Origin of the sequence: Achromobacter sp. AONIH1, from assembly GCF_002902905.1 — a bacterium.
Classification (GTDB): Bacteria; Pseudomonadota; Gammaproteobacteria; order Burkholderiales; family Burkholderiaceae_B; genus Achromobacter.
This window is the reverse complement of record NZ_CP026124.1, coordinates 3,722,104-3,748,086: the sequence shown is the minus strand read 5'-3', so window position 1 is coordinate 3,748,086 and position 25,983 is coordinate 3,722,104. Positions and strand designations below refer to the sequence as shown.

Annotated in this window: 25 protein-coding genes; 9 read left to right on the top strand and 16 right to left on the bottom strand. The window is 70.0% G+C overall.

Annotated features, from left to right (window positions below):
• Positions 1 to 14: 14 nt before the first annotated feature.
• Complete coding sequence (locus tag C2U31_RS17260) at positions 15 to 344, top strand: cytochrome c5 family protein (protein WP_103273881.1); 330 nt, start codon at positions 15 to 17, stop codon at positions 342 to 344.
• Between the two features lie 121 nt (positions 345 to 465).
• Complete coding sequence (locus C2U31_RS17255) at positions 466 to 1,089, top strand: LysE family translocator (protein ID WP_103273880.1); 624 nt, start codon at positions 466 to 468, stop codon at positions 1,087 to 1,089.
• 15 nt (positions 1,090 to 1,104) lie between these two features.
• Here C2U31_RS17255 and aceE read toward each other — a convergent pair whose 3' ends face one another.
• Entirely contained in the window at positions 1,105 to 3,768 is a 2,664-nt protein-coding gene (gene aceE, locus C2U31_RS17250; protein ID WP_103273879.1) for a pyruvate dehydrogenase (acetyl-transferring), homodimeric type, read from the bottom strand.
• A 271-nt stretch (positions 3,769 to 4,039) separates the two neighbouring features.
• On the opposite strand from aceE, the gene C2U31_RS17245 reads away from it, so the two are divergent.
• The gene (locus tag C2U31_RS17245; RefSeq protein ID WP_103273878.1) at positions 4,040 to 4,498 is read left to right on the top strand and encodes a MarR family winged helix-turn-helix transcriptional regulator; all 459 of its coding nucleotides are present in this window, start codon (positions 4,040 to 4,042) and stop codon (positions 4,496 to 4,498) included.
• Positions 4,499 to 4,525: 27 nt separating this feature from the next.
• On the opposite strand, the gene C2U31_RS17240 is transcribed toward C2U31_RS17245, so the two are convergent.
• Positions 4,526 to 5,236 carry a Crp/Fnr family transcriptional regulator gene (locus C2U31_RS17240; protein ID WP_103273877.1) on the bottom strand — a complete coding sequence of 237 codons (711 nt, stop codon included), beginning with the start codon at positions 5,234 to 5,236 and terminating at the stop codon, positions 4,526 to 4,528.
• A 223-nt stretch (positions 5,237 to 5,459) separates the two neighbouring features.
• Between C2U31_RS17240 and C2U31_RS17235 the strand changes: the two genes are divergently transcribed.
• The gene (locus C2U31_RS17235) at positions 5,460 to 7,127 is read left to right on the top strand and encodes an acyl-CoA synthetase (protein WP_103273876.1); all 1,668 of its coding nucleotides are present in this window, start codon (positions 5,460 to 5,462) and stop codon (positions 7,125 to 7,127) included.
• Between the two features lie 37 nt (positions 7,128 to 7,164).
• Positions 7,165 to 8,934: an acyl-CoA dehydrogenase gene (locus tag C2U31_RS17230; protein WP_103273875.1), complete on the top strand. Its 1,770-nt coding sequence runs from the start codon at positions 7,165 to 7,167 to the stop codon at positions 8,932 to 8,934.
• A 57-nt stretch (positions 8,935 to 8,991) separates the two neighbouring features.
• Here the strand turns inward: C2U31_RS17230 and C2U31_RS17225 are convergent, their stop codons facing one another.
• Positions 8,992 to 10,194 carry an MFS transporter gene (locus C2U31_RS17225; protein WP_103273874.1) on the bottom strand — a complete coding sequence of 401 codons (1,203 nt, stop codon included), beginning with the start codon at positions 10,192 to 10,194 and terminating at the stop codon, positions 8,992 to 8,994.
• Positions 10,195 to 10,379: 185 nt separating this feature from the next.
• Between C2U31_RS17225 and C2U31_RS17220 the strand changes: the two genes are divergently transcribed.
• Positions 10,380 to 10,832 (top strand): helix-turn-helix domain-containing protein, encoded by a 453-nt coding sequence (locus C2U31_RS17220; protein ID WP_103273873.1) that lies wholly within the window; start codon positions 10,380 to 10,382, stop codon positions 10,830 to 10,832.
• 37 nt (positions 10,833 to 10,869) lie between these two features.
• On the opposite strand, the gene C2U31_RS17215 is transcribed toward C2U31_RS17220, so the two are convergent.
• From C2U31_RS17215 to C2U31_RS17200, 4 genes are all read right to left on the bottom strand, one after another.
• Positions 10,870 to 11,856: a pyridoxamine 5'-phosphate oxidase family protein gene (locus C2U31_RS17215; RefSeq protein ID WP_199770839.1), complete on the bottom strand. Its 987-nt coding sequence runs from the start codon at positions 11,854 to 11,856 to the stop codon at positions 10,870 to 10,872.
• Positions 11,857 to 11,874: 18 nt separating this feature from the next.
• Positions 11,875 to 12,507, bottom strand: a complete 633-nt coding sequence (locus C2U31_RS17210; protein WP_103273871.1) for a glutathione S-transferase family protein — start codon at positions 12,505 to 12,507, stop codon at positions 11,875 to 11,877.
• A 153-nt stretch (positions 12,508 to 12,660) separates the two neighbouring features.
• Positions 12,661 to 13,566, bottom strand: coding sequence for a LysR substrate-binding domain-containing protein (locus C2U31_RS17205; protein ID WP_233772410.1), 906 nt, complete (start codon positions 13,564 to 13,566; stop codon positions 12,661 to 12,663).
• 87 nt (positions 13,567 to 13,653) lie between these two features.
• Positions 13,654 to 14,553, bottom strand: coding sequence for a LysR substrate-binding domain-containing protein (locus C2U31_RS17200; RefSeq protein ID WP_103273869.1), 900 nt, complete (start codon positions 14,551 to 14,553; stop codon positions 13,654 to 13,656).
• Between the two features lie 132 nt (positions 14,554 to 14,685).
• On the opposite strand from C2U31_RS17200, the gene C2U31_RS17195 reads away from it, so the two are divergent.
• The gene (locus C2U31_RS17195; RefSeq protein ID WP_103276423.1) at positions 14,686 to 15,348 is read left to right on the top strand and encodes a flavodoxin family protein; all 663 of its coding nucleotides are present in this window, start codon (positions 14,686 to 14,688) and stop codon (positions 15,346 to 15,348) included.
• On the opposite strand, the gene C2U31_RS17190 is transcribed toward C2U31_RS17195, so the two are convergent.
• The 8 genes from C2U31_RS17190 to C2U31_RS17155 form a co-directional block, all read right to left on the bottom strand.
• Positions 15,257 to 16,264: an alpha/beta fold hydrolase gene (locus C2U31_RS17190; RefSeq protein ID WP_103273868.1), complete on the bottom strand. Its 1,008-nt coding sequence runs from the start codon at positions 16,262 to 16,264 to the stop codon at positions 15,257 to 15,259. The genes C2U31_RS17195 and C2U31_RS17190 overlap by 92 nt on opposite strands.
• Before the next feature lie 130 nt (positions 16,265 to 16,394).
• The gene (locus C2U31_RS17185; protein ID WP_103273867.1) at positions 16,395 to 17,204 is read right to left on the bottom strand and encodes an AraC family transcriptional regulator; all 810 of its coding nucleotides are present in this window, start codon (positions 17,202 to 17,204) and stop codon (positions 16,395 to 16,397) included.
• A gap of 44 nt (positions 17,205 to 17,248) precedes the next feature.
• A complete protein-coding gene (locus tag C2U31_RS17180; protein WP_103273866.1) occupies positions 17,249 to 18,214 on the bottom strand; it encodes a proline dehydrogenase family protein in 966 nt (321 codons plus the stop codon).
• A 135-nt stretch (positions 18,215 to 18,349) separates the two neighbouring features.
• On the bottom strand, positions 18,350 to 19,264 hold the full coding sequence (locus C2U31_RS17175) for a DMT family transporter (protein ID WP_103273865.1): 915 nt from the start codon (positions 19,262 to 19,264) through the stop codon (positions 18,350 to 18,352).
• A 170-nt stretch (positions 19,265 to 19,434) separates the two neighbouring features.
• Positions 19,435 to 20,682, bottom strand: a complete 1,248-nt coding sequence (locus C2U31_RS17170) for a D-amino acid dehydrogenase (protein WP_103273864.1) — start codon at positions 20,680 to 20,682, stop codon at positions 19,435 to 19,437.
• A 185-nt stretch (positions 20,683 to 20,867) separates the two neighbouring features.
• The gene (locus C2U31_RS17165) at positions 20,868 to 21,305 is read right to left on the bottom strand and encodes an Rrf2 family transcriptional regulator (RefSeq protein ID WP_103273863.1); all 438 of its coding nucleotides are present in this window, start codon (positions 21,303 to 21,305) and stop codon (positions 20,868 to 20,870) included.
• 61 nt (positions 21,306 to 21,366) lie between these two features.
• Positions 21,367 to 22,599 (bottom strand): NO-inducible flavohemoprotein, encoded by a 1,233-nt coding sequence (gene hmpA, locus C2U31_RS17160; protein WP_103273862.1) that lies wholly within the window; start codon positions 22,597 to 22,599, stop codon positions 21,367 to 21,369.
• 151 nt (positions 22,600 to 22,750) lie between these two features.
• On the bottom strand, positions 22,751 to 23,140 hold the full coding sequence (locus C2U31_RS17155; protein ID WP_103273861.1) for a tautomerase family protein: 390 nt from the start codon (positions 23,138 to 23,140) through the stop codon (positions 22,751 to 22,753).
• An 87-nt stretch (positions 23,141 to 23,227) separates the two neighbouring features.
• Here C2U31_RS17155 and C2U31_RS17150 point away from each other — a divergent pair, with 87 nt between their 5' ends.
• Entirely contained in the window at positions 23,228 to 24,085 is an 858-nt protein-coding gene (locus C2U31_RS17150) for a LysR family transcriptional regulator (RefSeq protein ID WP_103273860.1), read from the top strand.
• A gap of 105 nt (positions 24,086 to 24,190) precedes the next feature.
• The gene (locus C2U31_RS17145; protein ID WP_103273859.1) at positions 24,191 to 24,649 is read left to right on the top strand and encodes a GatB/YqeY domain-containing protein; all 459 of its coding nucleotides are present in this window, start codon (positions 24,191 to 24,193) and stop codon (positions 24,647 to 24,649) included.
• A 171-nt stretch (positions 24,650 to 24,820) separates the two neighbouring features.
• Here C2U31_RS17145 and dinB read toward each other — a convergent pair whose 3' ends face one another.
• Positions 24,821 to 25,903 (bottom strand): DNA polymerase IV, encoded by a 1,083-nt coding sequence (gene dinB / locus C2U31_RS17140; protein WP_103273858.1) that lies wholly within the window; start codon positions 25,901 to 25,903, stop codon positions 24,821 to 24,823.
• Positions 25,904 to 25,983: the final 80 nt, after the last annotated feature.

Here is a 25,983-nt window from a genome sequence, read left to right as displayed (position 1 = left end):
CAAGGACCGATGCCATGACCCAAGCAGCAAGACTCGTCCTGTTGGCCGTGCTGGCCGCCCTGCCCGTGGCGTCGGCCCGGGCGGACGCCACTGCACAGACCGTCAACCCCGCCGGTGAAAAACTCTACAAGTCCGCCTGTGTGGTGTGCCACGCGTCCGGCGTGGCCAATGCGCCCAAGCTGGGAGACCGCCAGGTCTGGGCGCCCTACGCCGCCCGGGGCGCCGACGCGCTGCTGGCCACGGTGCTCACGGGCAAGGGCGCCATGCCGCCGCGCGGCGGCTCCTCGGCGGACGAGGCGACCCTGCGTGCGGCCGTGGAGTACATGCTAAGCTCGGCGCGCTGATCCCGCACAGGCGCGGACGCCCAGGCGGCGGCCTTTCCCGGCGGGGCCTGAACCGCGTTGCGGGCCTGCGCCCGCCGCCCTGACCACGAACCCTCGCGGTCGCCTTCCCGGAGTCCCCGTCATGCCTCTCGAAACCTGGCTGGCCTTCCTGGGCGCCTCGGCCCTGCTGCTGGTGCTGCCCGGCCCCACCATCCTCACCGTCATCAGCTATTCCATCACGCACGGCCGGCGCGCCCGCCTGCCGCTGGTGCTGGCCGTGGCGCTGGGCGATTCCACCGCGCTGCTTTTGTCTCTGGTCGGCCTGGGCGCGCTGCTGTCGGCCTCGGCGTTCTGGTTCACCGTGGTCAAGACCGTGGGCGGCCTGTACCTGCTGTACCTGGGCTTCAAGCTGCTGCGCGCCGGCGTGGCGCCTGCCACGCTGCCCCAGGCGGGCGAGGCGGGATCGCGCTGGAAGCTCTTTGCCAACACCTATCTGGTGACGGCGCTGAATCCCAAGGGCATCATCTTCTTCGTCGCCTTCCTGCCGCAGTTCATCGACCCGGCCGGCGACACGGTGCGCCAGATGTGGATCCTGTCGGCCACCTTCGTGACCTGCGCCGGCCTGAACGCCGCCGCCTACGCGCTGTTCGCCGGCCAGGCGCGCCGCCTGCTGGCCTCGCCGCGCGCGCAGCGCGGCTTCAACCTGGGCGGCGGCGCGCTGCTGTCGGCCGCCGGCGTCTGGGCGCTGCTGGCGCGGCGGGCCTGAGGCCCGCCGTACCCGTCAGGGCAAGGCCGCCGACACGGCCTCGGGATCGATGCCGTAGCGCTGGATGGCGTCCGCCGCCAGCTCCCTCGGCACCACGCCGTCGTCGGCCAGCGCCTTCAGGGCCGCCAACGCGATGTGGTGGCGGTCCACCTCGAAGAACGCACGCAGCGCCTGGCGCGTGTCCGAGCGGCCAAAGCCGTCGGTGCCCAGCGTGACGTAGCGCCGCCCCGCCGTGAAGGGGCGGATCTGCTCGGCGACCGTCTTCATGTAGTCGGTCGCCGCCACCACCGGCCCCTGGGTCGCGGCCAGGCAGGTTTCGGCATGGCCGCGCCGCGCGTCCTGCAACGGATGCAGGCGGCTCCAGCGTTCGCATTCCTGGCCCTCGCGCCGCAGCTCGGTGTAGCTGGTGACGCTCCAGACATCGGCCTGCACGCCGAAGTCCTGCGCCAGCAGGTCGGCCGCCGCCATCGCCTCGCGCAGGATCGCGCCGCTGCCCAGCAGCTGCACCCGCGTCTCGCCCGACCCGCCCTCGCGCACACGATGCATGCCCTTCAGGATGCCTTCCTCGGCGCCTTCTGGCATGGCCGGGTGCTCGGTCTTTTCGTTGATCAGGGTCAGGTAGTAGAAGACGTCTTCCTGTTCCTGGTACATGCGCCGCATGCCGTCCTGCACGATCACCGCGATCTCGTAGGCATAGGCCGGATCGTAGGCGCGACACGACGGGATCACCGAGGCCAGCACGTGGCTGTGGCCGTCGTCGTGCTGCAGGCCCTCGCCTTCCAGCGTGGTGCGGCCCGAGGTCGCGCCCAGGAGGAAACCGCGCGCGCGGATGTCGCCGGCGGCCCAGGCCAGATCGCCCACGCGCTGGAAGCCGAACATCGAATAGAAGATGTAGAACGGGATCGTCGCCAGCCCATGCGTGCTGTGCGCCGTGGCGGCCGCGATCCAGGATGCCATGGCGCCGGACTCGTTGATGCCTTCCTGCAGGATCTGCCCCTGGCGGTCCTCGCGGTAGACATTGAGCTGGTCGGCGTCCTGCGGCGTGTACAGCTGGCCCACGTGCGAATAGATGCCGACCTGGCGGAACATGGCGTCCATGCCGAAGGTGCGCGATTCGTCGGGCACGATGGGCACCACGCGCTTGCCGATGCCGGGATCCTTCAGCAGCTGGCCCAGCAGCCGCACGAAGGCCAGCGTGGTCGAGAACTCGCGGCCCTCGCTGCTCTTGAGCAGCGAGGCGAAAGCCTCCAGCGGCGGCGTGGCCAGCGGGCCGGGGCCGGCCGGACGGCGCGGCAGATGGCCGCCCGCGCGCTGGATGGCCGCGTCGAAATAGGCCTGCTCGGCGCTGCCGGGCGCCGGCTTGATGTACGGAATCTGCTCCAGCTGATCGTCGGGCACCGGGATGGAGAAGCGGTCGCGGAACGCGCGCACGGCCGGATCCGCCATCTTCTTCTGCTGGTGGTTGGTGTTGGCGGCCTCGCCGGCCGCGCCCATGCCGTAGCCCTTGACCGTCTTGGCCAGGATGACGGTGGGCCTGCCGGTATGGCGCAGCGCGGCCGCATAGGCCGCGTATACCTTGGCCGGATCGTGGCCGCCGCGATGCAGCGCGCCGATCTGCTCGTCGCTCAGGTGCGCCACGCGCTCCAGCAGCACCGGATCCGCGCCGAAGAAATGCTCGCGCACATAGGCGCCGCCGCGCGCCTTGAACACCTGGTACTCGCCGTCCACGCACTCCATCATGCGGCGGCGCAGACGGCCGTCATGGTCCTGGGCCAGCAGCGCGTCCCAGTCGCCGCCCCAGACCACCTTGATCACGTTCCAGCCGGCGCCGCGATACACGCTTTCCAGCTCCTGCATGATCTTGGCGTTGCCGCGCACCGGGCCGTCCAGGCGCTGCAGGTTGCAATTGACCACGAAGATCAGGTTGTCGAGCTTCTCGCGGCCGGCCATGGCCACGGCGGCCAGCGTCTCGGGCTGGTCCTGCTCGCCGTCGCCCAGGAATCCCCAGACCTTGCGGCCCTGCGCGGGAATCAGCTCGCGGTCTTCCAGGTAGCGCATGTAGCGCGCCTGGTAGGCGGCCATCAACGGGCCCAGGCCCATCGACACGGTCGGGAACTGCCAGAAGCCCGGCATGGTGCGCGGGTGCGGATACGAGGCCAGCCCGCCGCCGCCGATCTCGCGGCGGAAGCGGTCCAGCTCGTCTTCCGACAAGCGGCCTTCCAGGTAGGCGCGCGCGTAGATGCCGGGCGCCGAATGGCCCTGGATGTACAGCATGTCGCCCAGGAACTCGGGCGTGGCGGCGCGGAAGAAATGGCGGTAGCCGGTTTCATACAGCGTGGTCGCCGACGCATAGGTGGCGATGTGCCCGCCCACGCCCGAGGTCTTGCCGGCGCGCAGCACCATGGCCATGGCGTTCCAGCGCAGATAGGCGTCCAGCCGCAGCTCCAGGCTGGTGTCGCCGGGGAAGGCATCCTGGGCCGAGACCGGAATCGTGTTGATGTAGGGCGTGGTGTTGGGCGCGGCGTAGCGGCCCGCGCCAGCGCGGTCCTGGTCGATCAGCTGATCCAGCAGGTAGTGCGCGCGCGGCCGGCCTTCGTGCGCGACCACGGCCTGCATCGCGTCCAGCCATTCGCGGGTTTCCTGGGGATCGAGGTCCGTGGGTTCCAGCGGCATGTCCATGTGTGTCCTCCATGTCGGGCGCGAGCAAGGCGCCGGACCGGGGTCCGTCATCGCCATTTCGCATTGTGAATTGCAATTGCATTATGTGCAATTGCAATCGTAGGAGGACTTCCAAACAATTGCAAGTGCAATTATTTGACGATTCGAATCCGACGCGCGGGCGCGCGCTGCCCTATACGCGCGATGCGCGCATGCGAATGCGGCGCCAATGCATCGCCGCCTTTACAATCCGGGCTGCACATTCCCACCGATGAATCAAGGAGCCGACCGCATGGCCACAGGCAAGCCCGATGCCTGGAGCCTCTTCCTGACTGCGCATGCGCTGGTGGTGGAAGAGATAGAAAAGCGACTGTCCGCCGCGGACCTGCCGCCGCTGGCCTGGTACGACGCGCTGTGGGCGCTGGAACGCGCGCCGGAAGGCACGGCGCGCATGTACGAAATGGCCGAGCGCATGGTGATCGCGCGCTACAACCTGACGCGCCTGATGGACCGCATCGAAGCCGCCGGCCTGGTCGAGCGCTTCCGCTCGGAAGAAGACCGCCGCGCCACCTACGCGCGGCTCACGCCCAAGGGCCGCGCGCTGCGCCGCGAGATGTGGAAGGTATACGGACCGGCCATCGACGAGCTGTTCCTGTCGCAGTTGCCCGAAGCGCAGCAGGACGCCATGGCCGAGCAATTCCGCCATATCGCGCGCCATGTGCGCGCGCTGTCACGTTCAAAGGCCGGCTGAGCGCCGGCGCCCTGCCCCGGCCTCCTCCTACAACTGATCCAGCCCGTAGCGCCGCAGCCGGTCCAGGTCCAGCACCTTGATCTGGTTGTAGGCCAGCGCCAGCACGCCCTGGTCGGTCAGCGCCTGCAATGCCTGGTTCACGCGCTGGCGCGACAGGCCGGTCAGATAGCCCAGCTCTTCCTGCGAGATCGTCAGCGTCAGGTCGGTGGAAGGATACAGCTGCGGATTGAACAGCTGCGCCAGCGACTGCGCCACGCGCGCGTCGGCGTCCAGCAGCCGGTGGTTCTGGATCGACGCGATGAATTCGCCCATGCGGTCGTTCAACTGGCTGATGACGAAATGCGAGAACGGCAGGCTGGCCGCCAGCAGCGCGTGAAACGTGGCGGCCGGCACCAGCATGACCAGCGAAGGCTGGATCGCCACCACGTCGTACTTGCGCAGCTCGCGCTTGATCACGCTGCCCTCCCCGAACCAGCCGCCGCGCGGCACGCCCGAGAACGTGCAGCTGCGGCCCGACTCGTTGTAGATGGCGAGCTTCAACAGCCCGCTGTGCACGCCCAGCCAGTGATCCGACGGCGCGTTGCGCCGCGCGATCCAGGCGCCGCCCGGCACATGCTCGGCGCGCGACGTGGCCAGCACCAGCTGCCGGTGCGCGGGGTCGAGCGCGCCGAACCAGGCGCAATTCCCGAAGAGCCTTGCAAGTTCTTCAGGGGAAACAATGTTTGAAACATCGGACATGGGAAGAACCGTGTAAAACTGGAGGTTTCCGCGCCGGCGGGCAGTCTGTCATGCAGGCGACAGACGCCATTTTCCGGCGGCCGATAAGCTAGGGCAAGGCGGATCCTGTGATCGCCGTCAAACGACGGCCGCGACCATCCTCCGACAATGCCGACAAACCAGCGCCAGAAAAAGGCGCAACGCTGACAAGCGCGGGCAGCCGCGCCGGAAGGAGACACAAGCAATGAGCAGCATGTACGACCATGGGCTGGGCCGTCGCGACGCCAACTACGAGGCGCTCACGCCGGTGGACTTCATCGCCCGCGCGGCCGAAGTGTACGGCGACCGGCTCGCCGTGGTCCACGGTAAGGTGCGCCGCAACTGGCGCCAGACCTACGAGCGCGCGCAGCGCCTTGCAGGCGCGCTGGCGCAGGCCGGCATCAAGCGCGGCGACACCGTGGCCGTCATGCTGCCGAACATCCCGGCCATGGTCGAGGCGCACTTCGGCGTGCCCATGCTGGGCGCCGTGCTCAACACACTGAACACGCGGCTGGACACGCCCAGCGTGCTGTTCATGCTGGGCCATGGCGAGGCCCGCGCCCTCATCATCGACACCGAGTACGCCGAGCTGGCGCAGCGCGCCCGCGCCGAATTCCCGCACCTGGCCGTGATCTCGGTGCACGACCTGGACGGCGCACCCGCCGCCCTGCCCGGCGCGACCGATTACGAAGCCTTCCTGGCCGCCGCGCCCGCCACGTTCGACTGGCAGCCGCCGGCCGACGAGTGGGACGCCATCGCGCTGAACTACACGTCCGGCACCACCGGCGATCCCAAGGGCGTGGTCTATCACTATCGCGGCGCCTACCTGAACGCCGTCAGCAACATCCTTGAATGGGACATGCCCAAGCATCCGGTCTACCTCTGGACGCTGCCGCTGTTCCACTGCAACGGCTGGTGCTTCGCCTGGACCGTGGCCGCGCGCGCCGGCGTCAACGTCTGCCTGCGCAAGTTCGATCCCAAGACCGTGTTCGACCTGATCCGCGCCGAAGGCGTGACGCACTACTGCGGCGCGCCCATCGTGCAGAGCGCGCTGGCCAACGCGCCGGCCGAGCTGCGCGCCGGCATCACGCACACGGTCCGCACCATGGTCGCCGGCGCCGCGCCCGCGCCCGCCGTGATCGCCAAGATGAAGGAGATCGGCTTCGAGCTGACCCACGTCTACGGCCTGACCGAGGTCTACGGCCCGGCCGCCGTCTGCGCCCGCCAGGCATCCTGGGACACGCTGGAAGACGAAGAGCGCGCCCTGCTCAACGCGCGCCAGGGCGTGCGCTATCACCTGCAGGCCGGCGTATCGGTGCGCGATCCCGAAACCATGCTCGAAGTCCCGGCCGACGAGCAGACCGTGGGCGAGATCATGTTCCGCGGCAACATCTGCATGAAGGGCTACCTGAAGAACGAGCGCGCCACCGAAGACGCCTTCGCCGGCGGCTGGTTCCACACCGGCGACCTGGGCGTGATGACGCCCGACGGCTACATCCGCATCAAGGACCGCAGCAAGGACATCATCATCTCCGGCGGCGAGAACATCTCCAGCATCGAGGTCGAGGACGCGCTCTACCGCCACCCCTCGGTGGCCGCCGTGGCCGTGGTCGCCATGCCCGATCCCAAGTGGGGCGAGACGCCCTGCGCCTTCGTCGAGCTCAAACCCGGCTGCAGCGCCACCGCCGAGGAAATCATCGCGCACTGCAAGCTGCTGCTGCCCGGCTTCAAGGTGCCGCGCGCGGTGCGCTTCGGCGAGCTGCCCAAGACCTCCACCGGCAAGATCCAGAAATTCGAACTGCGCGCGGCCGTGGGCGCCACCAGCGCCATCGACCTGTCCGGCCCCGCCGCCGATCCCAGCAAGTCCGCCTGATTCCAACGACAACCACATATCCAGGAGTTCCGACGCCATGCCGTACCAAGCCCCCGTCAAAGACATGCTGTTCGTGCTCAACCACCTGGCGGGCCTGCCCGCCGTGGCGGCCCTGCCCGGCTTCGAGGAAGCCACGCCCGACACCGCCCAGGCGGTGCTGGAGGAAGCCGCGCACTTCGCCGGCGAGGTGCTGGCCCCGCTGAACCAGCCCGCCGACCGCGAGCCCGGCGCCTGGCGCGATGGCGCCGTCACCACCGCGCCCGGCTTCAAGCAGGCCTTCCGCCAGTACGCCGAGGCCGGCTGGCAGGGCATGAACCACCCCGCCGAATACGGCGGCCAGGGCCTGCCCGGCCTGCTGGGCGCGGCCACCTCGGAAATGCTGAACGCCGCCAACCTGTCGTTCTCGCTGTGTCCGCTGCTGACCAACGGCGCCATCGAGGCGCTGCTGACCGCCGGCTCGGCCGAGCTGCGCGAGCGCTACATCGGCCCGATGATCTCCGGCAAGTGGACTGGCACCATGAACCTGACCGAGCCGCAGGCCGGCTCGGACCTGGCCCTGCTGCGCTCGCGCGCCGAACCGCAAGGCGACGGCAGCTACCGCATCTCCGGCACCAAGATCTTCATCACCTACGGCGAGCATGATCTGGCCGAGAACATCATCCACCTGGTGCTGGCCCGCCTGCCCGACGCGCCCGAGGGCGTGAAGGGCATCTCGCTGTTCCTGGTGCCGAAGTTCCTGGTCAACGCCGACGGCTCGCTGGGCCAGCGCAACGACGTGCACTGCGTGTCCATCGAGCACAAGCTCGGCATCAAGGCCAGCCCCACCGCCACGCTGCAATTCGGCGACGCCGGCGGCGCCGTGGGCTACCTGATCGGCCAGGAGAACCGTGGCCTGGACGCCATGTTCATCATGATGAACGCCGCGCGCTTCGCCGTCGGCATGCAGGGCGTGGCCGTGTCCGACCGCGCCTACCAGCATGCGCTGGCCTATGCCGCCGAACGCGTGCAGAGCCGTCCGGTGGATGGCTCGTCGCGCGAGGCCGTGACCATCATCCACCACCCGGATGTGCGCCGCATCCTGGGCACCATGCGCGCCGTCACCGAGGCCGGCCGCGCGCTGGCCTACTACACGGCCGGCCATGCCGACCTGGCGCACGCTTCGCCCGACGAGAAGGCCCGCGCGCGCCATCTGGCGGTGCAGGAATACCTGGTGCCCATCGTCAAGGGCTGGTGCACCGAGATGTCGATCGAGGTCGCCAGCCTGGGGGTGCAGGTGCACGGCGGCATGGGCTTCATCGAGGAGACCGGCGCTGCGCAGTTCTACCGCGACGCGCGCATCCTGGCCATCTACGAAGGCACCACCGCGATCCAGGCCAACGACCTGGTGGGCCGCAAGACGCTGCGCGACGGCGGCGCCGTGGCGCGCTGGCTGCTGGACCAGGTTCGCCAGACCGAGGATGCGCTGCTGGCCCGCAACGATCCGGCCGCCACCCGCGTGGCCGGCCCGCTCAAGGCGGCCCGCGAGGCGCTGTCCAGCGCCGTGGACTACGTGCTGGCCAACGCGGCCGGCAAGACCAACGCCGTGTTCGCCGCGGCCGTGCCCTACCTGATGCTGGCCGGCACCACGCTGGCCGGCTGGCAGATGGCGCGCGCGCTGCTGGCCAGCCTGGACCTCAAGCAGGAAGACCCCGGGTTCCACGCCGCCAAGATCGCCACGGCGCAGGCTTATGCGCTGCACAAGCTGACCCAGGCGCCGGGGCTGGCCGCCGTGGTGCTCGGCTCGGGCGAGTACGAAGTACAGCCCTGACCGGGACGGACCCAGGCTGGCCGCGATCCACGGGCGGCCAGCCTGATCGCTCCCGCATCAACCCGCGGCGTTCTGGCACTGCCCCTCACGCGGCTTCGCGGCCACGCCGCGCGGCAGCGTCGCCAGCCAGAACAACAGCGCCGCCGCGCTGAAGCCCGCGCCCAGCGCGCATACGCCCGGCCAGCCGGCATGCGCGTACACCGTCGTGGCCGCGATCGCGCCCAGGCCGCTGCCAGCCGCGTAGAACAGCATGTAGGCGCCGACCAGCCGGCTGTGCGCCTGCGCGCCGATGCTGAAGATCATGGCCTGGTTGGTCACGTGCAGCGCCTGCAGCGCCACGTCCAGCAGCAGCACGCCCAGCGCCAGCGCCCACAGGCTCCAGTCCAGCAGCGCCAGCGGGATCCACGACAGGCACAGCAGCACGAGGCCCGCGCCCGTGGTGCGCTGGCCCTGCCCGCCATCGGCCAGCCGGCCGGCGCGCGCCGCCATCAGCACGCCGGCCACGCCCACCAGCCCGAACGCGCCGATGGCGGTGTGGCTCAACGCGTGCGGCGGCGCCGACAGCGGCAGCACCAGCGCGGTCCAGAACACGCTGACGGCGGCGAACATCAGCAGCGCGATCATGCCTCGCACCCGCAGCACCGGCTCGGTCAGCACCAACGCATACATGGAGCGCAGCAAGGCCCCATAGCCCATGCCGGCCGACGGCAGCCGGCGGCGCGGCAGGCCCAGCGCCAGCGCCACGGCCAGCAGCGCGGACAGCGCCGCCGACATCAGATAGACCGCGCGCCAGCCCCACAGATCGGCCAGCGCGCCGGACAAGGTGCGCGCCAGCAGCAGGCCGATCACCACCCCGCCCTGGGCCGCGCCGACCACGCGGCCGCGCTCGCCGGGCGCGGCCAGCGCCGCCGACAGCGCCAGCAGACCCTGCGCCATGGCCGTGCCCAGCAATCCCAGCGCGGCCATGCCCGCCAGCAGCCAGCCGGCCCCCGACGCGGTGGCCACCGCCGCCAGGGCCAGCATCAGCAACACCAGCTGGCCGATCATCAGGCGCCGCCGGTCCAGCAGGTCGCCCAGCGGCACCACCAGCAGCAACGCCACGGCGCAGCCGATCTGCGTGGCGGTCACCACCATGCCCACCGCCGCCTCGTCCAGCCCGAACTCACGGCCCATCGCGCCCAGCAAGGGCTGCGCGTAATACACGTTGGCCACGCTGAGCGCGCAAGCCACGGCCAGCAACAGCACCCGCCAGCCGGGCATGGGACTGGCGCTTTCCGCTTGGGACGGGGCTTGGACTTGGGATCGATCCGGGGATGGCATGGTGGGCCTTTAAGGTTTCATAACGAAACCAGAATGCTATGCCTCATGGTTTTATAATGCAACCACTAAATCCGTCAGCGACGGGCCCGAACCCGGGCCCGCGTTTTCCCGCGAGGATCCGGCACATGGTCAAACGCACCAGTTTCGAAGAAGCCGCCTGCCCGGTGGCCCGCTCGCTAGACGCTATCGGCGACGGGTGGTCGCTGCTGATCGTGCGCGACGCCTTCGACGGACTGCGCCGCTTCGGCGAGTTCCAGAAGAACCTGGGCATGGCCAAGAACATCCTCAGCGACCGCCTGCGCACGCTGACGGCGCACGGCATCCTGGAGGCCGCGCCGGCCTCGGACGGCAGCGCCTACCAGGAATACGTGCTCACCGAGAAAGGACGCGGCCTGTTCCCCGTGATCGTGGGCCTGCGGCAATGGGGCGAGGACCACTACTACGGTCCGCGGGAAGCGCACTCGGAACTGATCGACCGCAAGCGCGGCCAGCCGGTGCGCCGGCTGGAGATCCACGCGCAGGACGGCCGCCGCCTGGAGCCGGACGACACCGTCGTGCGCAAGGTGGCGCAGGGCTGAAGCCGCCCGCCGCCGCGCCGCCCGAACGCGCCGTCCGCTACAACGCCGCCGGCCACTGCCCCGTTGCCAGTGACGTGGGCGCGTAGTCGCCGAAACGCCAGCGCAGGGCCAGCGCGCCAGGCCGTCGCACCGCCCGCCGCGCCCGCACGCGCCACAGCCGCTCGGCGCCTTCGAAGCTCGCCACCTCCGGTCCCTCCAGCACCAGCTCCGTGGGACCGCTGAGCTGCAAGGTATCACCGCGTTCGAAGTCGATGAACAGCAGGCCCGCGCGCGGATTGGCTGCCAGATTGCCCAGCGTGTTGAAGTAACGGTTGCCGGAGAAGTCAGGGATCGTCAGCACGTCGCCGTCGACCCGCACGAAGCCCGGCCGCCCGCCGCGATGCGATATGTCCACCTGGCGTCCGCCCTCGGGCGTGTCCGCGTAGCTGGCCACGAAGAACGTGTCCGACCGTCGGATCAACGCGGCGGCCGCGGCATCCAGCCCCGCCGATTCCCGCGCGCCGCCGGCGAAGCGCAGGCCGGGCGCGCGCGAAAAATGCCATTCGCGCGTCTGGATGTACTGCGGACAGTTGCCGAAGGACTGCCCCACCGTCACCTCGAAACGCTTGCCGTCCCAGGCCGACACCAGGCCATTGACGCGGTTGCGCCTGCGCGTCTGAAGCTCGATGCCGAGCAAGCCCAGCGCCTTGCCCGGCCCCAGTCCCGCCGCCAGGGGATCATCGGCGTCCGGCATGGCCGCCACGCGCAGCACCCTGGGGTCGGGCGACCAGGCGAAGCCCGGCTCGCCTTCCAGCGCGCCGGCCCAGGGGTCGCCCGCCGGATCCACCGCCCCGGCCAGCAGCAGCGGCAGCTGCGCGTAGAAGTCGCGGTGCTGATCGGGCATGTAGTCGCGCAGCACCTTGGGGCCGATCTGCGCCATGCGCGCGGCCACGCCCACGTGCTCCTGCAGCAGGCGCTCGCCGGCGTGCCAGGGCGAAGCCGGCATCTCGGCCGGGGCGGGAGCGGGCTGGATTACGGTAGTCATTGACGGAGCCTCGTGCGCTCAGGCGGCCCGCAGGCCAACGTGGGAAAAGACCATGGGCACGAAGCCCGGCAGCGCCTCGACCCGCGCCAGCCAGGCGCGGACGCGCGGATAGTCCTGCAGCGACACGTTGCCCTCGGGCGCCAGCGCCACATAGGCGTAGCAGGCCACGTCGGCGATGGTGGCGGCTTCCCCGGCCAGCCAGTCGCGGCGACCCAGCTCGGCGTCCATCACGGCCAGCAGCGCATGGGTGCGCGCCTGCGCCGCGCCGCCGGGATCGGGCACGCCGAACAGCGTGGCCAGCCGCGCCGCGTTCGGTCCCGAGGCCAGCTGTCCGGCAGCCACCGAGAGCCAGCGCTGCACGGCGGCGGCGCCCAGCGCATCCTCGGGCAACCAGCGGGCCTGGCCCTGGTAGCGCTTGGCCAGATAGACCAGGATCGCGTTGGAATCGGCGATCACCGCGCCCTCGTCCTCCAGCACCGGCACCTGACCGAAGGCGTTCAGCGCCAGGAACGGCGGCTGCTTGTGCTCGCCGCCGCGCAGATCGACATCGACGCGGCGATACGGCAGGCCGAGCAGCGACAGCAGCAGCGTGACGCGGTGCGCATGGCCGGACAAGGGAAAGGAATAAAGCGTGATGGCGGGTTCGGACATGGCCGGCCTCTGGAAACGGGAACAGGCAACCATGTTGAACCCGCGAGGCGCAGGCGGGAATGACCGGCGGCGGCAAGACTGTCTTGCACCGCGTGAAAGAAACGGCGGACGAAACAGGAAATGCGCCGCCGTCGTGGCGGCGCCGGTCGCGCGTCAAGCGGGCAGCAAGGCCAGATCGCGCCGCAATGCCTGGACGCAGAAATCGACGAAGCTGCGCACCTTGGCCGACCCGCGCCGCCCTTCCGGATGCACCACGTGCACCGGCACCGGCGGCAGCTCGTAGTCGCGCAGCACCACGCGCAGCGCGCCGCTGGCCAGGTGCGGCGCCACCTGATAGGACATCACCTGCGTCAGGCCCCAGTCCTGGCGCGCGGCCAGCACCGCCGCCTGGAACGAGGTGACGGTCAGCTGCGAATCCACGTCCACGCGGCGGGGTTGCCCGTCCTGCAGGAAGCGCCATTGCGGCCCCCTGCCCTCCATGGCCGCGGTGATGGTGCAGTAGCGCGTCAGCGCGTCCGGGTCTTGCGGCACGCCGTGACGCTCCAGGAAGGCCGGCGAGGCGCAGACCACGCGCCGCACGTACCCAACCGGCACCGCCGTCAGCGTCGAATCCGGCAAGGCGCCGATGCGCACCGCCACGTCCACGCCCTCGTCCAGCAGATTGACGACGCGGTCCACCAGCAGCGTGCGCAGCGAGACCTGTGGATGCGCGCGCAGATAGTCCATGACCACCGGCATCACGTGCAGCTCGCCGAACAGCGCCGGCGCGGTCAGGCTGAGCGCGCCGCGCGGCGCGGCCATGACGCCGGCAGCCGCGTCGTCGGCCTGTTCAACCTCTTCCAGGATGCGGCGGCAATCATCCGCGTAGCGTTGGCCGGCCTCGGTCAGCCGAAGGCTGCGCGTGGTGCGCAACAGCAGCAGCACGCCCAGCCGCCGCTCCAGCGCGGCCACGCTGCGCGTGACCGAGGGCGCCGACATCCGCAGCCGGCGCGCGGCGGCCGCGAAGCTCTGCGCCTCGGCCACCGCCAGGAACACGGTCATTTCTTGGAATCGGTTCACGGTCCGCGTTCTCCGGTTGCGGGCGCGGCCCGGATGGCGAGCGGCGCGTAAGCAATGCCCGACATGATAGCCGCGCGCGCGCCCGGCTCAGGCCTCGAATTCGCGCGCCAGCCAGTCCAGGAAGGCGCGCACCGGCGGATGCCGTTCGCGCCCCGGCGCGCACAGCGCGGTATAGGCCGCGCCCGGCACACGGACCTCGGGCCGCAGCGGCGCCAGCGCCCCCAGGCGGACGCTGTCGGACACCATGACCGAGCTGGCCAGCACCAGGCCCTGCCCGGCGATGGCCGCCTGCAGCGCGTAGTGTTCTTCCTCGTAGGCATGGATGGCGGCGGGCTTGCGCCAGCGCGGCAGGCCGGCCGCCTCGCACCATTGCCGCCAGCCCTCGTCATACAGCCGCGAATCGCGCCAGCGCACCGTGACCAGCGCGGGCGCTTCCCGGCCGGCGCGCGCCCCGCCCAGCCTCGCGGCCAGGGCCGGCGCGCCGTACACGCCGAAGGACTCGGGCAGCGAGCAGGCCGCCACCAGCGCCGGATAGCGCTTCTGGCTATAGCGGATGGCCACGTCCACGCTGGCGTCCTGCAGCAGGTCCACGGGCCGCGCATTGGCGTCCAGCCGAAGCTGGTATTGCGGGTATGCCTGATGGAAACGCCCCAATCGCGGCACCAGCCACAGCGCGGCGAAGGAATGCGTGGTGGAGACCGTCAACGCGCCCGCATCCGGCGCCGGCCGCAGCGCGTCCAGCGTCTGCGCGATATCCAGCAGCGCGCCATGCACGCCGGCGAACAGGCTGGCGCCCCTCTCGGTCAGGCGCACGCCGCGCGGCACGCGCTCGAACAGCGCGACGCCCACGCGCTGTTCGAGCGCCTTGACCTGGTGCGACACGGCCGTGGGCGTGACCGCCAGCTCCGCCGCCGCGAGCTTGAAGCTGCGCAGCCGCGCGGCCGATTCGAAGGTGCGCAGCGCGGTCACGGGCAGATTGGCGAACATGGCTAAGGCAAACCTTATAGATGATTTTTTCTCATCTTAAAGCAGGATTCCTCATTTGTCCGGCGCCGCCAGAAGACCCTAAATTTCATCCTGAAAACGGCGCCTTCGCCGTCCATGAACAAGGATCACAACATGAATTCAGATCATCAATCCAACCGCCTGCTCATCCTGGTGGGCAGCCCCCGCCGCGACGGCAACAGCGCCGCGCTGGCCGAAGCCGCCCGGCGCGGCGCCGAGACCGCCGGCATCTCGGCCGAACTGCTGTTCCTGGACGACCACATCAAGCATTTCCTGACGGACCTGCGGCATGCGCCGGCGCCGGACGACGGCTACGACGAACTGTTCCTGCGCCACTTCCTGCCGGCGCGCGGCGTGCTGTTCTGCACCCCCATCTACTGGTACGGCATGTCGGCGCAGACCAAGGCGTTCTTCGACCGCTCGTTCAGCCACTACGCGGGCTCGGGCAACGGCCCGGAAGACGTGAAGACCCGCATGCAGGGCAAGCGGCTGGGGCTGGCCGTGGCGTCCGAGGAAACCTATCCGGGCGCGGCGCTGGGCATCGTGCACCAGATCCAGGAATTCGCGCGCTACACGCATTCGGACTTCGTCGGCTTCGTGCATGGCGCCGGCAACAGCCGGGGTGAGATCGCGGCCGATCCGCGCCAGCCGCTGCTCGCCGCGCAGGCGCTGGGCGCCGAATTCTTCACGCGCAAATACTCGGACTACCGGATAGAGACGCCGCGCAGTCACAGCGTATGGGAGTCGCCGGCAGCGGCGCCCACTGCCCGCGCGTGAGCCAGCCCAGCGCGATCGGCCAGAGCGTGTCGCGGAAACGCTCGTGGAAGAAGGCGAAATGGCCGATCGACGCCAGGCCCATCGAAGCCGGCGAAAGCCGCAGATGGGTGCGGGCGCTGCCGGTGTAGTAGGCCAGCAGCCGGTCGATGGCGGCCTCGGTGCCGAACTCGTCGTCCGTCACGCTCAGCGCCAGGATCGGCGCCGTCACCGCCGCCATGGTGGCCACGCGCGGATCCGTGCCGGCGGCCGGCGCGCCGCGCGCCTCGAAGCGCGGCCCCATGAAACTCCAGTCGCGCACCACGCCGCGCGGCGTGTCCTCCAGCCAGCCCAGCCGCCGGCCGGGAAAGTAGCCCAGGCAAGCGGTCAGGATTGGCATGGCCAGGTGCCATTTGGCCAGCATGCGCAGCCGGCGTTCCGGCGCGTAGTCGCGCCAGTAGGCGTACTGCGCCCCCATGGTGAAGATGCGCCGCAGGCGATGGCTGGACGGCGCCAGCCCGGTCACGAAACCGCCGATGCTGTGCGCGGCCACGTCCACCGGCTGGCCGGGAAACTCGCGCCGGGCATAGGTCAGCACCGCCTCGAAATCCTTCTGGCCCCAGTCCATCCAGGACGCCTGGAAGCCGCGCATCGACGCCGGCCGCGATTCGCCGATGCCGCGATAGTCGTAGGTCAGCACATCGAAGCCGTGGCCGTGCAGGTATTCGGCGAAGCGCGAGTAATAGCGGCAGCGCACCGAGGTCGCGGCGTTGATGATGACCAGGCCCGGTCCGCCGTCCCTGCCGCAGCCGTGGCCACCGCGCGCGGCGCCAGCGGGTTGCGCCACGCCGTCCCGCGCGCGCGGCGGATGGCGCCAGAGGAAACCGCCCAGCGCGGTCGCGTCGGCGGTCGGTATCGTGATGCGTTGCGGCTGGCTCATGGCATTCCTCAATATCAATCGAAAAAACAGGCATGCGCACATGCAGGTTCATTAGATATTGAGGAAATTCCCCTCTCAAGCGATTAATGGTTGTCCATTACATGACTATCAGGAATGCCATATCGGCCTTTCAGGGCAGCCGGACGGCAGCCGAGGCCTTGCGGAACACGCCCGGCGTGCTGCCGTAGACCTGCTTGAACACCCGCGTCATGTGAGCCTGATCGGCGAAGCCCACGGCATGCGCGGCGTCGGCCAGCGGCAGGCCGCCGCGCAGCAGTTCGCGCGCCCGCGCCACGCGCCAGTTGCGCAACCAGGCCTGCGGCGGCAGGCCGTAGCGGCGCGCGAACTGCTTGACCAGCGTGGTGCGGTGGCGGGCCTGCGCCCGGGCCAGCGCCTCCAGGTCCGGCGCGCAGGCCGGATCCTGCGCCATGCGCGCGCGCAGCTGGTCGCAGACATCCTCATCCTCGGACGCCATCGGCCCGGCGGCGCGCGCGTGCCCGCGCAGCAGCGCGAACAGCGCGGCCGAGATGCGCTCGGCCCGGCCCGCTTCGTCCATGTCTTGCGGCGCCAGCGCCGCCAGCCATTGCGCGCACAGCGCGGGATCGCGGATCACCGGACCGTCGAACGCCGCCGCCGCGCCCAGCAGCGCGCGCGCGTGGTCATCGAGCCAGGAAGGCTCCACGTAGAGCATGCGATAACCCAGTGGCGTCTCGGACGTGCCGCCGGTATGCACGTCGCCCGGCGCGATCACGACCAGATCGCCGGCCTGAGCCAGATGCGGTGCATCGCGCACGGTGAAGGCGCAGGCGCCATAGTCGATCGCGCCGATCGACCAGGCGTCATGGAAATGCGGCCCATAGCGATAGGCGCGCAGGTCGGTGATGAGCACGTCGCCGGGCAGGCCGGCGCCGCAATGCCAGATATGTTGGGAAACCGCCATCGATGCAAGAACCGGATCCGGCCGTGTCGGCCGGGGCCGGTTTCCTAGCCCTGACCCGCCGCGTATCCATCCGAATTCAGGGATCGCGCCAACAGCCATGCGTTGCGGGGATGCTCCCCCACCCGGCGGATGGCATACGGCCACCAGTCGGCGCCGAACGGGAGATACACCCGCAGGTTATAGCCCATCGCGCGCAGGGCCAGCTGCCAGTCGGTGCGCACGCCGTACAGCATCTCGAACTCGAACTCGTCGGGCGCCCAGCCACGTTCGCGCGCCAGGGCCATGAGCGCGCCGGCCAGCCGATCGTCATGGGTGCCGAACACCGGCAGGAAACCCGCCGCGCGCGCCTGTGGCGACAGCATGATCGCGGCCGCCTCCAGATAGGCCGCGTCAATGCGCGCGCGGCCGCGATGGTCCAGCGCGCGCACCGGGAAGGCCCCCTTGACCAGGCGCAGCGAGGTGCGCTGGCGCACCGCCCACTCCAGGTCCGGCAAGGTGCGCAGGCGCCGCGCCTGCAGCGTCAGGCCCGCCGGCAAGCCGTCGTCCAGCAGTTCCCGATGCAGCGCGCAGGTACGCTCGCGGATGCCGTCGTCCTCCATGTCCAGCACCACCCAGTCGCGCCCCCCGCCGGCGGCCCGCCGCGCCGCCGACGCGATGCGCCGCGCATTGTCGCGGCCCAGCGCGTCGCTGTGCGCGTAGCCGATGGCGGTGGGATCAATCGACACATGCACGTCCAGGCCCGCCGCCTCCAGCGCGCGGCAGGCGGCGACGGTCTGCCCGACGGTCTGTTCGATGATGGCGGGGTCGGCGACGTATTCACCCAGATAGAACAGCGAGGCGCGGATGCCGTGACGCTCGCGCAGGCGCGCGGCGGTCGCCGCCGCCTGCCCGGCCGTGGCGCCGCCGACAAAGCGGCTGGCCAGCGCGCTGCCGGCGGCGGTGGCCCGCATGAGGCGGCCGGCGCCGGGACTGCGCGCCAGCGCGATGGCGGCTTTCTGGAAGATGCTCATGGGCGCTCCTGTGCAAAAGAGCGCCACTGTGCGCGCGGGCCGGGCCGCTGTCTTGAACGCCCGTGCGGGCCCACCCGCACGCCGCGCGACGCGGGCCGCCCTGCGCGGGCCGCCCGCGATACCGCGCCGGCGAACTCAGGCCTTGCCGGCCGCCAGACCAGCGCCGGCGCCACGGCCGAACAGCGGACGCTGCACGGTCTGCGCCAGCAGCACGCCGGCCAGCGTCACCGCGCCGCCCAGCAGGTGGTAGCCATGCAGCTGCTCGCGCAGCAGCGCGAAGGCGGCCATGGCGGTGAACAGCGGCAGCAGGTTGATGAAGATGCTGCAACGGTTGGGGCCCAGCCGATGCACGCCTTCGATCCACAGGAAGGACAGCAGCACCGACGAGAAGATGCCGGCGTACAGGATCAGCGGCACGGTCTTCACGTCCAGCGCGGCCTGGGCGGCGGGCACCTTGAGAAACAGCGGCAGCATGTAGAGCAGCGCAAAGAACGATTGCACGAAAGTCGATTGCCAGGCCGGCAGCGGCACCTTCCAGTGACGCAGCAGCACGCCGTACAGCGCATAGGAAAACGCGGCCAGCAGCATCAGCCCGTCGCCCACGTGCACGCCGTTGTGGAATACGGCCAGCATGTCGCCCTGCCCCACCAGGTACAGCAGGCCCAGGAAGGACAGCACGCCGCCGACGGCCATGCCCAGGGTCAGCGGGTCGCGCAGCACCACCACGCTCAGCAGCATGCTGAGCAGCGGAATCAGCGCGGTCACGATCGCCATGTTGGTGGCGGTGGTGGTTTCGGCGGCGCGGTAGGACAGCGCCTGGAACAGCGCCGAGGACAGCGCGCCGTACAGCGCCAGCTTGGGCCAGTGGCGCAGGATGATCTTGCGGTTGCGCCAGGCCGGCACGGCGGTGAACAGGCCCATGATGGCCAGGGCCAGGACCAGCCGGTAGAAGGTGATGGCGGTGGGAGAGATGGCGCTGGCCGCCATCTTGGACACGATGACGTTGCCCGCCCAGAACAGGATGGCGAACAGGGGGAACAGATAGGACATGATGGGGCTCACCCGGAGAATGGGAATCGGTTTCCGCTTCGCCAGGCAAGCCCGGCGCAACGGAACCGCCATCCTATTGATGCGGGGTCGGCCCGTCTGCCGATGAAAAGGCAATCGCTATCGCAAAAAGGACATTCCCGTGCGGGCTGCCCCGTCGAGACGGCCAGGACTCAGGGCTGGAACGGCGCCGGATCCAGCGGCAGTTCCAGTCCGCCCATCTGCGCGCTCAGCAACGCCGCGCTGCCGCAGGCCAGCGTGAAGCCCAGCGCGCCCTGGCCGATGTTCAACCACAGATTGTCGGCGGCCGGGCTGCGGCCGATCAGCGGCTTGCCCTTGGGCGTGGCCGGTCGCAGTCCGGCCCAGGGAATGGCCTGGCGCAGGTCCAGGCCGGGGAAGGCCTCGTGGACCTGGCGCTTGAGCAGCGCGATGCGTTCCGGGTCGATCTGCGCGTCGCCGCCGCCGATGTCCACCATCGCCGCGATGCGCAGCACGCCGCCCACGCGGGCGTACACGATGCGGCGTTCGTAGTCAGTGACGCTGATGGCGGGCGCCATGCGGTCGTCGTCGGCCAGCGGCACGGTAAGGCTGTAGCCCTTGAGCGGATAGAGCGGCACGTCGTGGCCCAGCGGCGAGAGCAGCGCGCGCGTGCCGATGCCGGTCGCCAGCACCACCGCGTCCGCGCCGATGTCGCCGTCGCGGCTCTGCACCGCCACGACGCGGCGGCCTTCCCGCTGCAGGCCCGAGACCGGATTGGACATCGCGCATTGCACGTTGGCCATGCCCTGCAGGCGGTCGAACAATGCCTCGGTGAACTGGCGGCAATCGCCCGCCTCTTCGCTGGGCGTATAGATCGCGCCCGCCAGGCTGGCGCCCATGCCGGCCAGGGCCGGTTCCAGCGCCAGGGTCTGAGCGGCGTCCAGCACCTGCTGGTCGGCGCCGTGCGCGGCCTGGTAGGCGACCAGCGCGCGCGCCTTGTCCAGCAGCTCGGCGCTGCGGTAGGCGATGAGCTTGCCGTTCTTCAGATGGCCGAAGTCCAGGTTTTCCTGGGCCAGCAGCGCGTGCATGACGTCACGGCTCAGGTAGGACAGGGTGAGCAGCTCGGCGGTCGAGGCGCGCGCCACCGAGGCGCGGCAGGCCAGCGCAAACTGCAGGCACCAGCGCCATTGATGCGGATCCAGCCTGGGCCGGAAGCGCAGCGGCGAGTCCGAGCGCAGCAGCCAGCCCGGCACGCTGGGCAGCACCCCCGGGCCGGCCAGCGGCGCGACGTAGCTGTAGCTGAGCTGGCCGCCGTTGGCGTAACTGGAAACTTCCGCAGGACGCGGCTGGCTGTCGACCAGCACCACGTCATGCCCCTGGCGCGCCAGGAAATAGGCCGAGGTGACGCCCACCACACCAGCGCCGATCACGCAAACCCGCATACCTTCATCCAAATAGACTGACACTGCAGCCTATTCTGGAGCGCCGGCCCGCCGGCGGCAAATGCCAATACCGGGCAGACCCATAACAAAAGATCATGTCCCAGGGTGAACGCGAGCCGGGCGCGGAACGTCGCGGCCAGCAGGCGCTGGCCGGCAGCGGCACGGCCGGCCAGGACAGCGATGGCTCAGGCCGCCCGATGCAGCCGGATGATGGCCGCGCCCGTCGGGTCGCGCACCAGATCGGCCAGCGTGTGGGCGTTGAGCCCGTCGAAGAAGGCCTGCATGGCCTGGGCCAGCACGCCGGACAGCCGGCAGGCGCCATCCAGCGCGCAGGGCGGCTCGCGGCAATCGATCAGCGGCCCCTGCTCTTCCAGCTCGCGCACCAGGTCGCCCAGCCGGTAGGCGGCAGGCGAATGCGCCAGGCACAGCCCGCCCCCCTTGCCCCGCGTGGTGACCACCCAGCCGCGCTGCGCCATGAAGTGCGCCACCTTGACCAGGTGGTTGCGGGACGCGCCGAAACGGTCCGCGATCTCCGGGATGGTCACCGCCGTCGGGCGGTCGCGGCACTGCGTCAGGTACATGAGCACCCGCAGTCCGAAGTCGGTGAAGCGGTTCAGTTGCATGGCGGCTGGAAGAGAAAGGACGGCGGCTCGGCGCAAGCCGGACCGCCAGGATACACCGCGTTCAGGCCGGCGCGCCGCCGCTGCCGAAGGCTTCGGCGTGAATGCGGTCGGCGCCCACGCCCAGCGCCAGCAGCGCCTCGCGCTGGGCGCGCATGAAGCCCGCGGGGCCGCACAGGTAGTAGTCCGCGCCCGGCAGGATGGCGGCGTCGCGGATGGCGCGCAGGTCGACGCGGCCGGCGTAGTCGTAGTCGCGGCCCGGCTCGTCCCCGCCGCCCACTTCCTCATAGAAGACCGCCTTGCGCACATTGCCTCGGCCGGCGGCGATGGTGTTGACGTGGTCGCGCATGGCGTGCGCGTCACGGTTGCGGCAGCCGTGCACGAAGCGGATCTGGCGCCCGTCGTCGGCCCGCACCAGGTGGTTCAGCATGGACACCATGGGCGTCAGGCCCACGCCGCCGCTCAGCAACACCACGGGCGCGCCGACGGCCTCGCGCAGCTGGAAATCGCCCTGCGGCGGCGCCACGTCCAGCACGCCGCCCACCTGCAGGCGATCATGCAGGGCGTTGGACACGCGGCCGGCCGGCGCGCCGGCCACGCCCGGCTCGCGCTTGACCGAGATGCGCAGCCGTCCCTGCCCCGGCGCGTCCGACAGGCTGTACTGGCGCGGCTGCATCAGGCCCAGTTCGGGCACGTAAAGGCGCACCGACACGTACTGGCCCGGCTGGTAGCCCGGCACCTGGCCACCATCGGCCGGCTCCAGGTAGAACGAGGTGATTTCGCTGCTTTCCGCCTCGCGCCGCGCGACGCGGAAGGCGCGCCAGCCGGTCCAGCCGCCGGGCTTGGCGGCGGAATCGGCATACAGCCGCGCCTCTTCGGCGATCAGCAGGTCCGCCAGCTGACCGTAGGCGGCGGCCCAGGCATCGACGAGTTCATCGGTGGCGGCCTCGCCCAGCACTTCGCGGATCGACGCCAGCAGATGCTTGCCGACGATGGGGTAATGCTCGGGGCGCACGCCCAGGCTGACGTGCTTGTGCACGATGCGCGTCACCACCGGCGCCAGCACCGACGGATCATCGATCTGCTCGGCATAGGCGGCCACCGCGCCGGCCAGCGCCTGCTGTTGCTCGCCGCCGGCCTGGTGTCCCTGGTTGAAGATGTGCTTGAGCTCGGGGTTGTGCTCGAACATGCGCGCGTAGAAATGACGGGTCAGCGCGACGCCGTGTGTTTTCAACACCGGGGCGGTGGCCTTGACCAAAGCGCGGACGGACGGACTCAGGGCGGGGGAAAGGGACATCCAGGACTCCAGGGGCGCGAGAGGGCTCGCTTTTAAAGATGTATTAATAATACATCTTTAAAACAGCCTCCCGCAAACCCATGGCCGCCCTGCCCGCCCGGGCCTCGTCCGCCCATCCCGCGGGCGGGCGGACCGGCGCCGCGCGTGGGCCTTACGGGGATTCGGCGTATTGGGCCAGTCCATGGCCGAAGGACCAGTTCTCCTTGGCGACCTCGACGATGTTCACGAATACGTCCTCTCCCCGAAGGCCGGGGCTCTCGCCCAGCAATGCCGTGATCCGCCGGAACAGCGCCTTCTTCTGATCCAGGCCGCGTGTGTTGTTGGCGGTGATCTGGATGAACACCAGATCGTCGCTGCGCGCGATGTTCATATAGGTCGCGCCGTAGCGGAAGTTCGCCGCCTCGTGCTCCGTGATGGTCATGAACTGGTCGTCTTCCGGCACGTTGAAGGTTTCCCGCAGCGCGCGGTAAACGCCGTCGAACAGGGCCTGCCGGTAGGCTTCCGTTTTTCCGGCGCGCAAGGCGATGTGCACGAGTGGCATGGTGAATTCCTCGGTGGGTTGTAGACCCGATCCATACTAGTTATTCTTTTTCTTTATTCATACTTATATCAGTCATTAAGACTCAAAATGAATGAGCGCTCACTGGACCTGGACACCGTCAAGGCCTTCATCCGCATCGCCGAGCTGGGCAGCTTCACGCTGGCAGCGGATTCGCTGCGCATGACGCAGGCCGCGGTCAGCCTGAAGCTCAAGCGGCTCGAAGACCGGCTCGGTTTCCGGCTGGTCGAGCGCACGCCCCGCCATGTGGAGCTGTCGGCGCGCGGCGCCGGTTTTCTCGAACACGCCCGGGAACTCATGGCGGCGCATGAGCGCGCGCTCGCCCTGTCGGTCGAAACGCGGCAGCGCCTGACCATCGGCATCAGCGACCATGTGGCCGGCCCGGAGCTGCCCGCGCTGATCGCGCGCATGAACGCGCAGGATCCCGAACTCCTGATCGAAATCCGCATCGGCTCCTCGGGCGACCTGCTGCAAAGCTATGACCGGCGGGAGCTGGACACCGTGATCGCGCGCCTGCACGCCGGCCGCGACGACGGCACGGTGCTGGCCGAGGAACAGCTGGGCTGGTTCGCGGCGCCGCACTGGCAGCACCGCGCGGACGAGCCGCTGCCGCTGGCCACGCTCGCCGAACCCTGCGGCGTGCGCGCGCTGGCCGCCAAGCGGCTGGACGAGTCGGCGGTGCCGTGGCGCGAGGTCTTCGTCGGCGGCGGCGTGGCGGCAGTGGCGGCGGCCGTCATGGCCGGGCTGGGCGTGGCCGCGCTGGCGCCCCGCATGCTGCCGTTCGGCGCCGTCGACGTCGGCCCTCGGCTGCGACTGCCCGAGATGCCGCGCCTGCCGGTGCTGCTGCACACGCGCGCCAGGGGCGGCCGGCCCCAGCAGGCGCTCGCCGCGCTGTCGGCGGCGTTCCAGGGCGCGATACGCGGCTGATACGCCCGCACCCAGGCCGTGCGCCATACCCTTTGCCGCCGCAGTCCTGGCGCCGGCCCGGTTTACACTCACGGTTTCGTCGCAACACACCACAAAGGTTCATCCATGAGCACCGCTACGCTCAAGACCCGCCTCTCCGATTCCGTCAAGGAGGCCATGCGCGCCAAGGCATCCGAACGCCTGACCACGCTGCGTTTCCTGCTGGCCGCCGTCAAGCAGAAGGAAGTGGACGAACGCCGCGACCTGAACGACGCCGAGATCACCGCCATCATCGAAAAGCAGGTCAAGCAGCGCCGCGAGTCCATCGCCGCCTTCGAGCAGGCCGGCCGCACCGAGACCGCCGAGCAGGAAAAGGCCGAGCTGGCCGTGCTGCAGGAATTCCTGCCGCAGGCCGCCACGCCCGAGGAAGTGGCCGCCGCCATCGACGCCGCGCTGGCCGAAGTGGCCGCGCAGGGCGTCACCGGCGCGCCCGCGATGGGCAAGGTCATGGCGCTGCTCAAGCAGTCGCTGGCCGGCCGCGCCGACATGACGGCGCTGTCGCAACAAGTCAAAAGTAGGTTGTAACCCCCCCGAAGCGCTACGCGCTTCCCCCCCAGGGGGGCGCCACTACGGACCGGCAAAGCCGGCTCCGTGTGGCCCCGATTGGGGGGCACCGTCTCAGCTTGGGGGCACCGTCTCAGGTTGGAAGCACTGCCCCAGGTTGGAGGGCACCGTCTCAGGTTGGGTTGTGGCGCTTTAGAACGCGCCGCCGAAGAGGTCGGGCTGGCGGGACTGTTCCTGGGGATCGGCGAAGTTGCTCATGCCGACGCCGGCCAGCCGGTACAGCGTCTGTGGCGGCAGGTCCACCCGGTCGCACAACAGCCTGGCGATGGTCGCCAGTTCCTCGGCCGATGAGGGCGGATTGGCGCTGGTCAGGCTGCGCGTCAGGATGCGGAAGCGGTCGGTCTTGAGCTTGAGCACCACGGTGCGCCCCAGCGCGCCCTTCTTCAGCGCCTGGTCCCAGACCTTGCCCGCCATGCGGTCGATGGCCTCGCCCAGCGCCTCCAGGCGCACGTCTTCCGAGAACGTGGTTTCCGCCGACACCTGCTGCACCTGCTGGTCGGCGTCGACCTCGCGCTCGTCGATGCCGCGCGCCAGTTCGTAGAGCCGGCGGCCATAGCGGCCGAAATAATGCTCCAGCTCCTGCACCTCGTGCGTGGCCAGGTCGCCCACGGTCTGGATGCCCAGCTGCTCCAGCCGCGCCTGCGTCACCTTGCCCACGCCCGGCACCTTGCGCACCGGCAGCGGCGCCAGGAACTCCAGCACCTTCGAGGGCCGGATGACGAACAGGCCGTCGGGCTTGTTCCAGTCGGAGGCGATCTTGGCAAGGAACTTGTTGGGCGCCACGCCGGCCGAGGCGGTCAGCCCGGTTTCCTGGCGGATCTGGTGGCGGATGACCTGCGCGACCTCGGTGGCGGACGGCAGCCCGCCCTTGTTGACGGTCACGTCCAGGTAGGCCTCGTCCAGCGACAGCGGCTCGATCAGGTCGGTATGGCGCGCGTAGATCTGGCGCACCTGGCGCGAGACTTCGCGGTAGCGGTTGAAATCGGGCGGCACGTAGACCGCCTGCGGACAGAGCCGCTGCGCGCGCACCGCCGACATGGCCGAATGCACGCCGAAACGCCGCGCCTCGTACGAGGCCGCGCAGACCACCGAGCGCGGTCCGGTCCAGGCCACGACCACGGGCAGGCCGCGCAGCGCGGGGTTGTCGCGCTGTTCCACGGAAGCGTAGAACGCGTCCATGTCGATATGTACGATCTTGCGCAAAGGCTCGGGCATGGTCGGTGATCGAACGCGAAATGAGAACGGGCGAAGCATGGCGCGCGCGGGCGCCGCAAAAAAATATATTATGACCGCGA

Bases quoted from the DNA above. Each gene is read 5' to 3' on its own strand.
- C2U31_RS17260 (WP_103273881.1), top strand. From the start codon at position 15: ATGACCCAAGCAGCAAGACTCGTCCTGTTGGCCGTGCTGGCCGCCCTG.
- C2U31_RS17255 (WP_103273880.1), top strand. From the start codon at position 466: ATGCCTCTCGAAACCTGGCTGGCCTTCCTGGGCGCCTCGGCCCTGCTG.
- aceE (WP_103273879.1), bottom strand. From the start codon at position 3,768: ATGGACATGCCGCTGGAACCCACGGACCTCGATCCCCAGGAAACCCGC.
- C2U31_RS17245 (WP_103273878.1), top strand. From the start codon at position 4,040: ATGGCCACAGGCAAGCCCGATGCCTGGAGCCTCTTCCTGACTGCGCAT.
- C2U31_RS17240 (WP_103273877.1), bottom strand. From the start codon at position 5,236: ATGTCCGATGTTTCAAACATTGTTTCCCCTGAAGAACTTGCAAGGCTC.
- C2U31_RS17235 (WP_103273876.1), top strand. From the start codon at position 5,460: ATGAGCAGCATGTACGACCATGGGCTGGGCCGTCGCGACGCCAACTAC.
- C2U31_RS17230 (WP_103273875.1), top strand. From the start codon at position 7,165: ATGCCGTACCAAGCCCCCGTCAAAGACATGCTGTTCGTGCTCAACCAC.
- C2U31_RS17225 (WP_103273874.1), bottom strand. From the start codon at position 10,194: ATGCCCGGCTGGCGGGTGCTGTTGCTGGCCGTGGCTTGCGCGCTCAGC.
- C2U31_RS17220 (WP_103273873.1), top strand. From the start codon at position 10,380: ATGGTCAAACGCACCAGTTTCGAAGAAGCCGCCTGCCCGGTGGCCCGC.
- C2U31_RS17215 (WP_199770839.1), bottom strand. From the start codon at position 11,856: ATGACTACCGTAATCCAGCCCGCTCCCGCCCCGGCCGAGATGCCGGCT.
- C2U31_RS17210 (WP_103273871.1), bottom strand. From the start codon at position 12,507: ATGTCCGAACCCGCCATCACGCTTTATTCCTTTCCCTTGTCCGGCCAT.
- C2U31_RS17200 (WP_103273869.1), bottom strand. From the start codon at position 14,553: ATGTTCGCCAATCTGCCCGTGACCGCGCTGCGCACCTTCGAATCGGCC.
- C2U31_RS17195 (WP_103276423.1), top strand. From the start codon at position 14,686: ATGAATTCAGATCATCAATCCAACCGCCTGCTCATCCTGGTGGGCAGC.
- C2U31_RS17190 (WP_103273868.1), bottom strand. From the start codon at position 16,264: ATGAGCCAGCCGCAACGCATCACGATACCGACCGCCGACGCGACCGCG.
- C2U31_RS17185 (WP_103273867.1), bottom strand. From the start codon at position 17,204: ATGGCGGTTTCCCAACATATCTGGCATTGCGGCGCCGGCCTGCCCGGC.
- C2U31_RS17180 (WP_103273866.1), bottom strand. From the start codon at position 18,214: ATGAGCATCTTCCAGAAAGCCGCCATCGCGCTGGCGCGCAGTCCCGGC.
- C2U31_RS17175 (WP_103273865.1), bottom strand. From the start codon at position 19,264: ATGTCCTATCTGTTCCCCCTGTTCGCCATCCTGTTCTGGGCGGGCAAC.
- C2U31_RS17170 (WP_103273864.1), bottom strand. From the start codon at position 20,682: ATGCGGGTTTGCGTGATCGGCGCTGGTGTGGTGGGCGTCACCTCGGCC.
- C2U31_RS17165 (WP_103273863.1), bottom strand. From the start codon at position 21,305: ATGCAACTGAACCGCTTCACCGACTTCGGACTGCGGGTGCTCATGTAC.
- hmpA (WP_103273862.1), bottom strand. From the start codon at position 22,599: ATGTCCCTTTCCCCCGCCCTGAGTCCGTCCGTCCGCGCTTTGGTCAAG.
- C2U31_RS17155 (WP_103273861.1), bottom strand. From the start codon at position 23,140: ATGCCACTCGTGCACATCGCCTTGCGCGCCGGAAAAACGGAAGCCTAC.
- C2U31_RS17150 (WP_103273860.1), top strand. From the start codon at position 23,228: ATGAATGAGCGCTCACTGGACCTGGACACCGTCAAGGCCTTCATCCGC.
- C2U31_RS17145 (WP_103273859.1), top strand. From the start codon at position 24,191: ATGAGCACCGCTACGCTCAAGACCCGCCTCTCCGATTCCGTCAAGGAG.
- dinB (WP_103273858.1), bottom strand. From the start codon at position 25,903: ATGCCCGAGCCTTTGCGCAAGATCGTACATATCGACATGGACGCGTTC.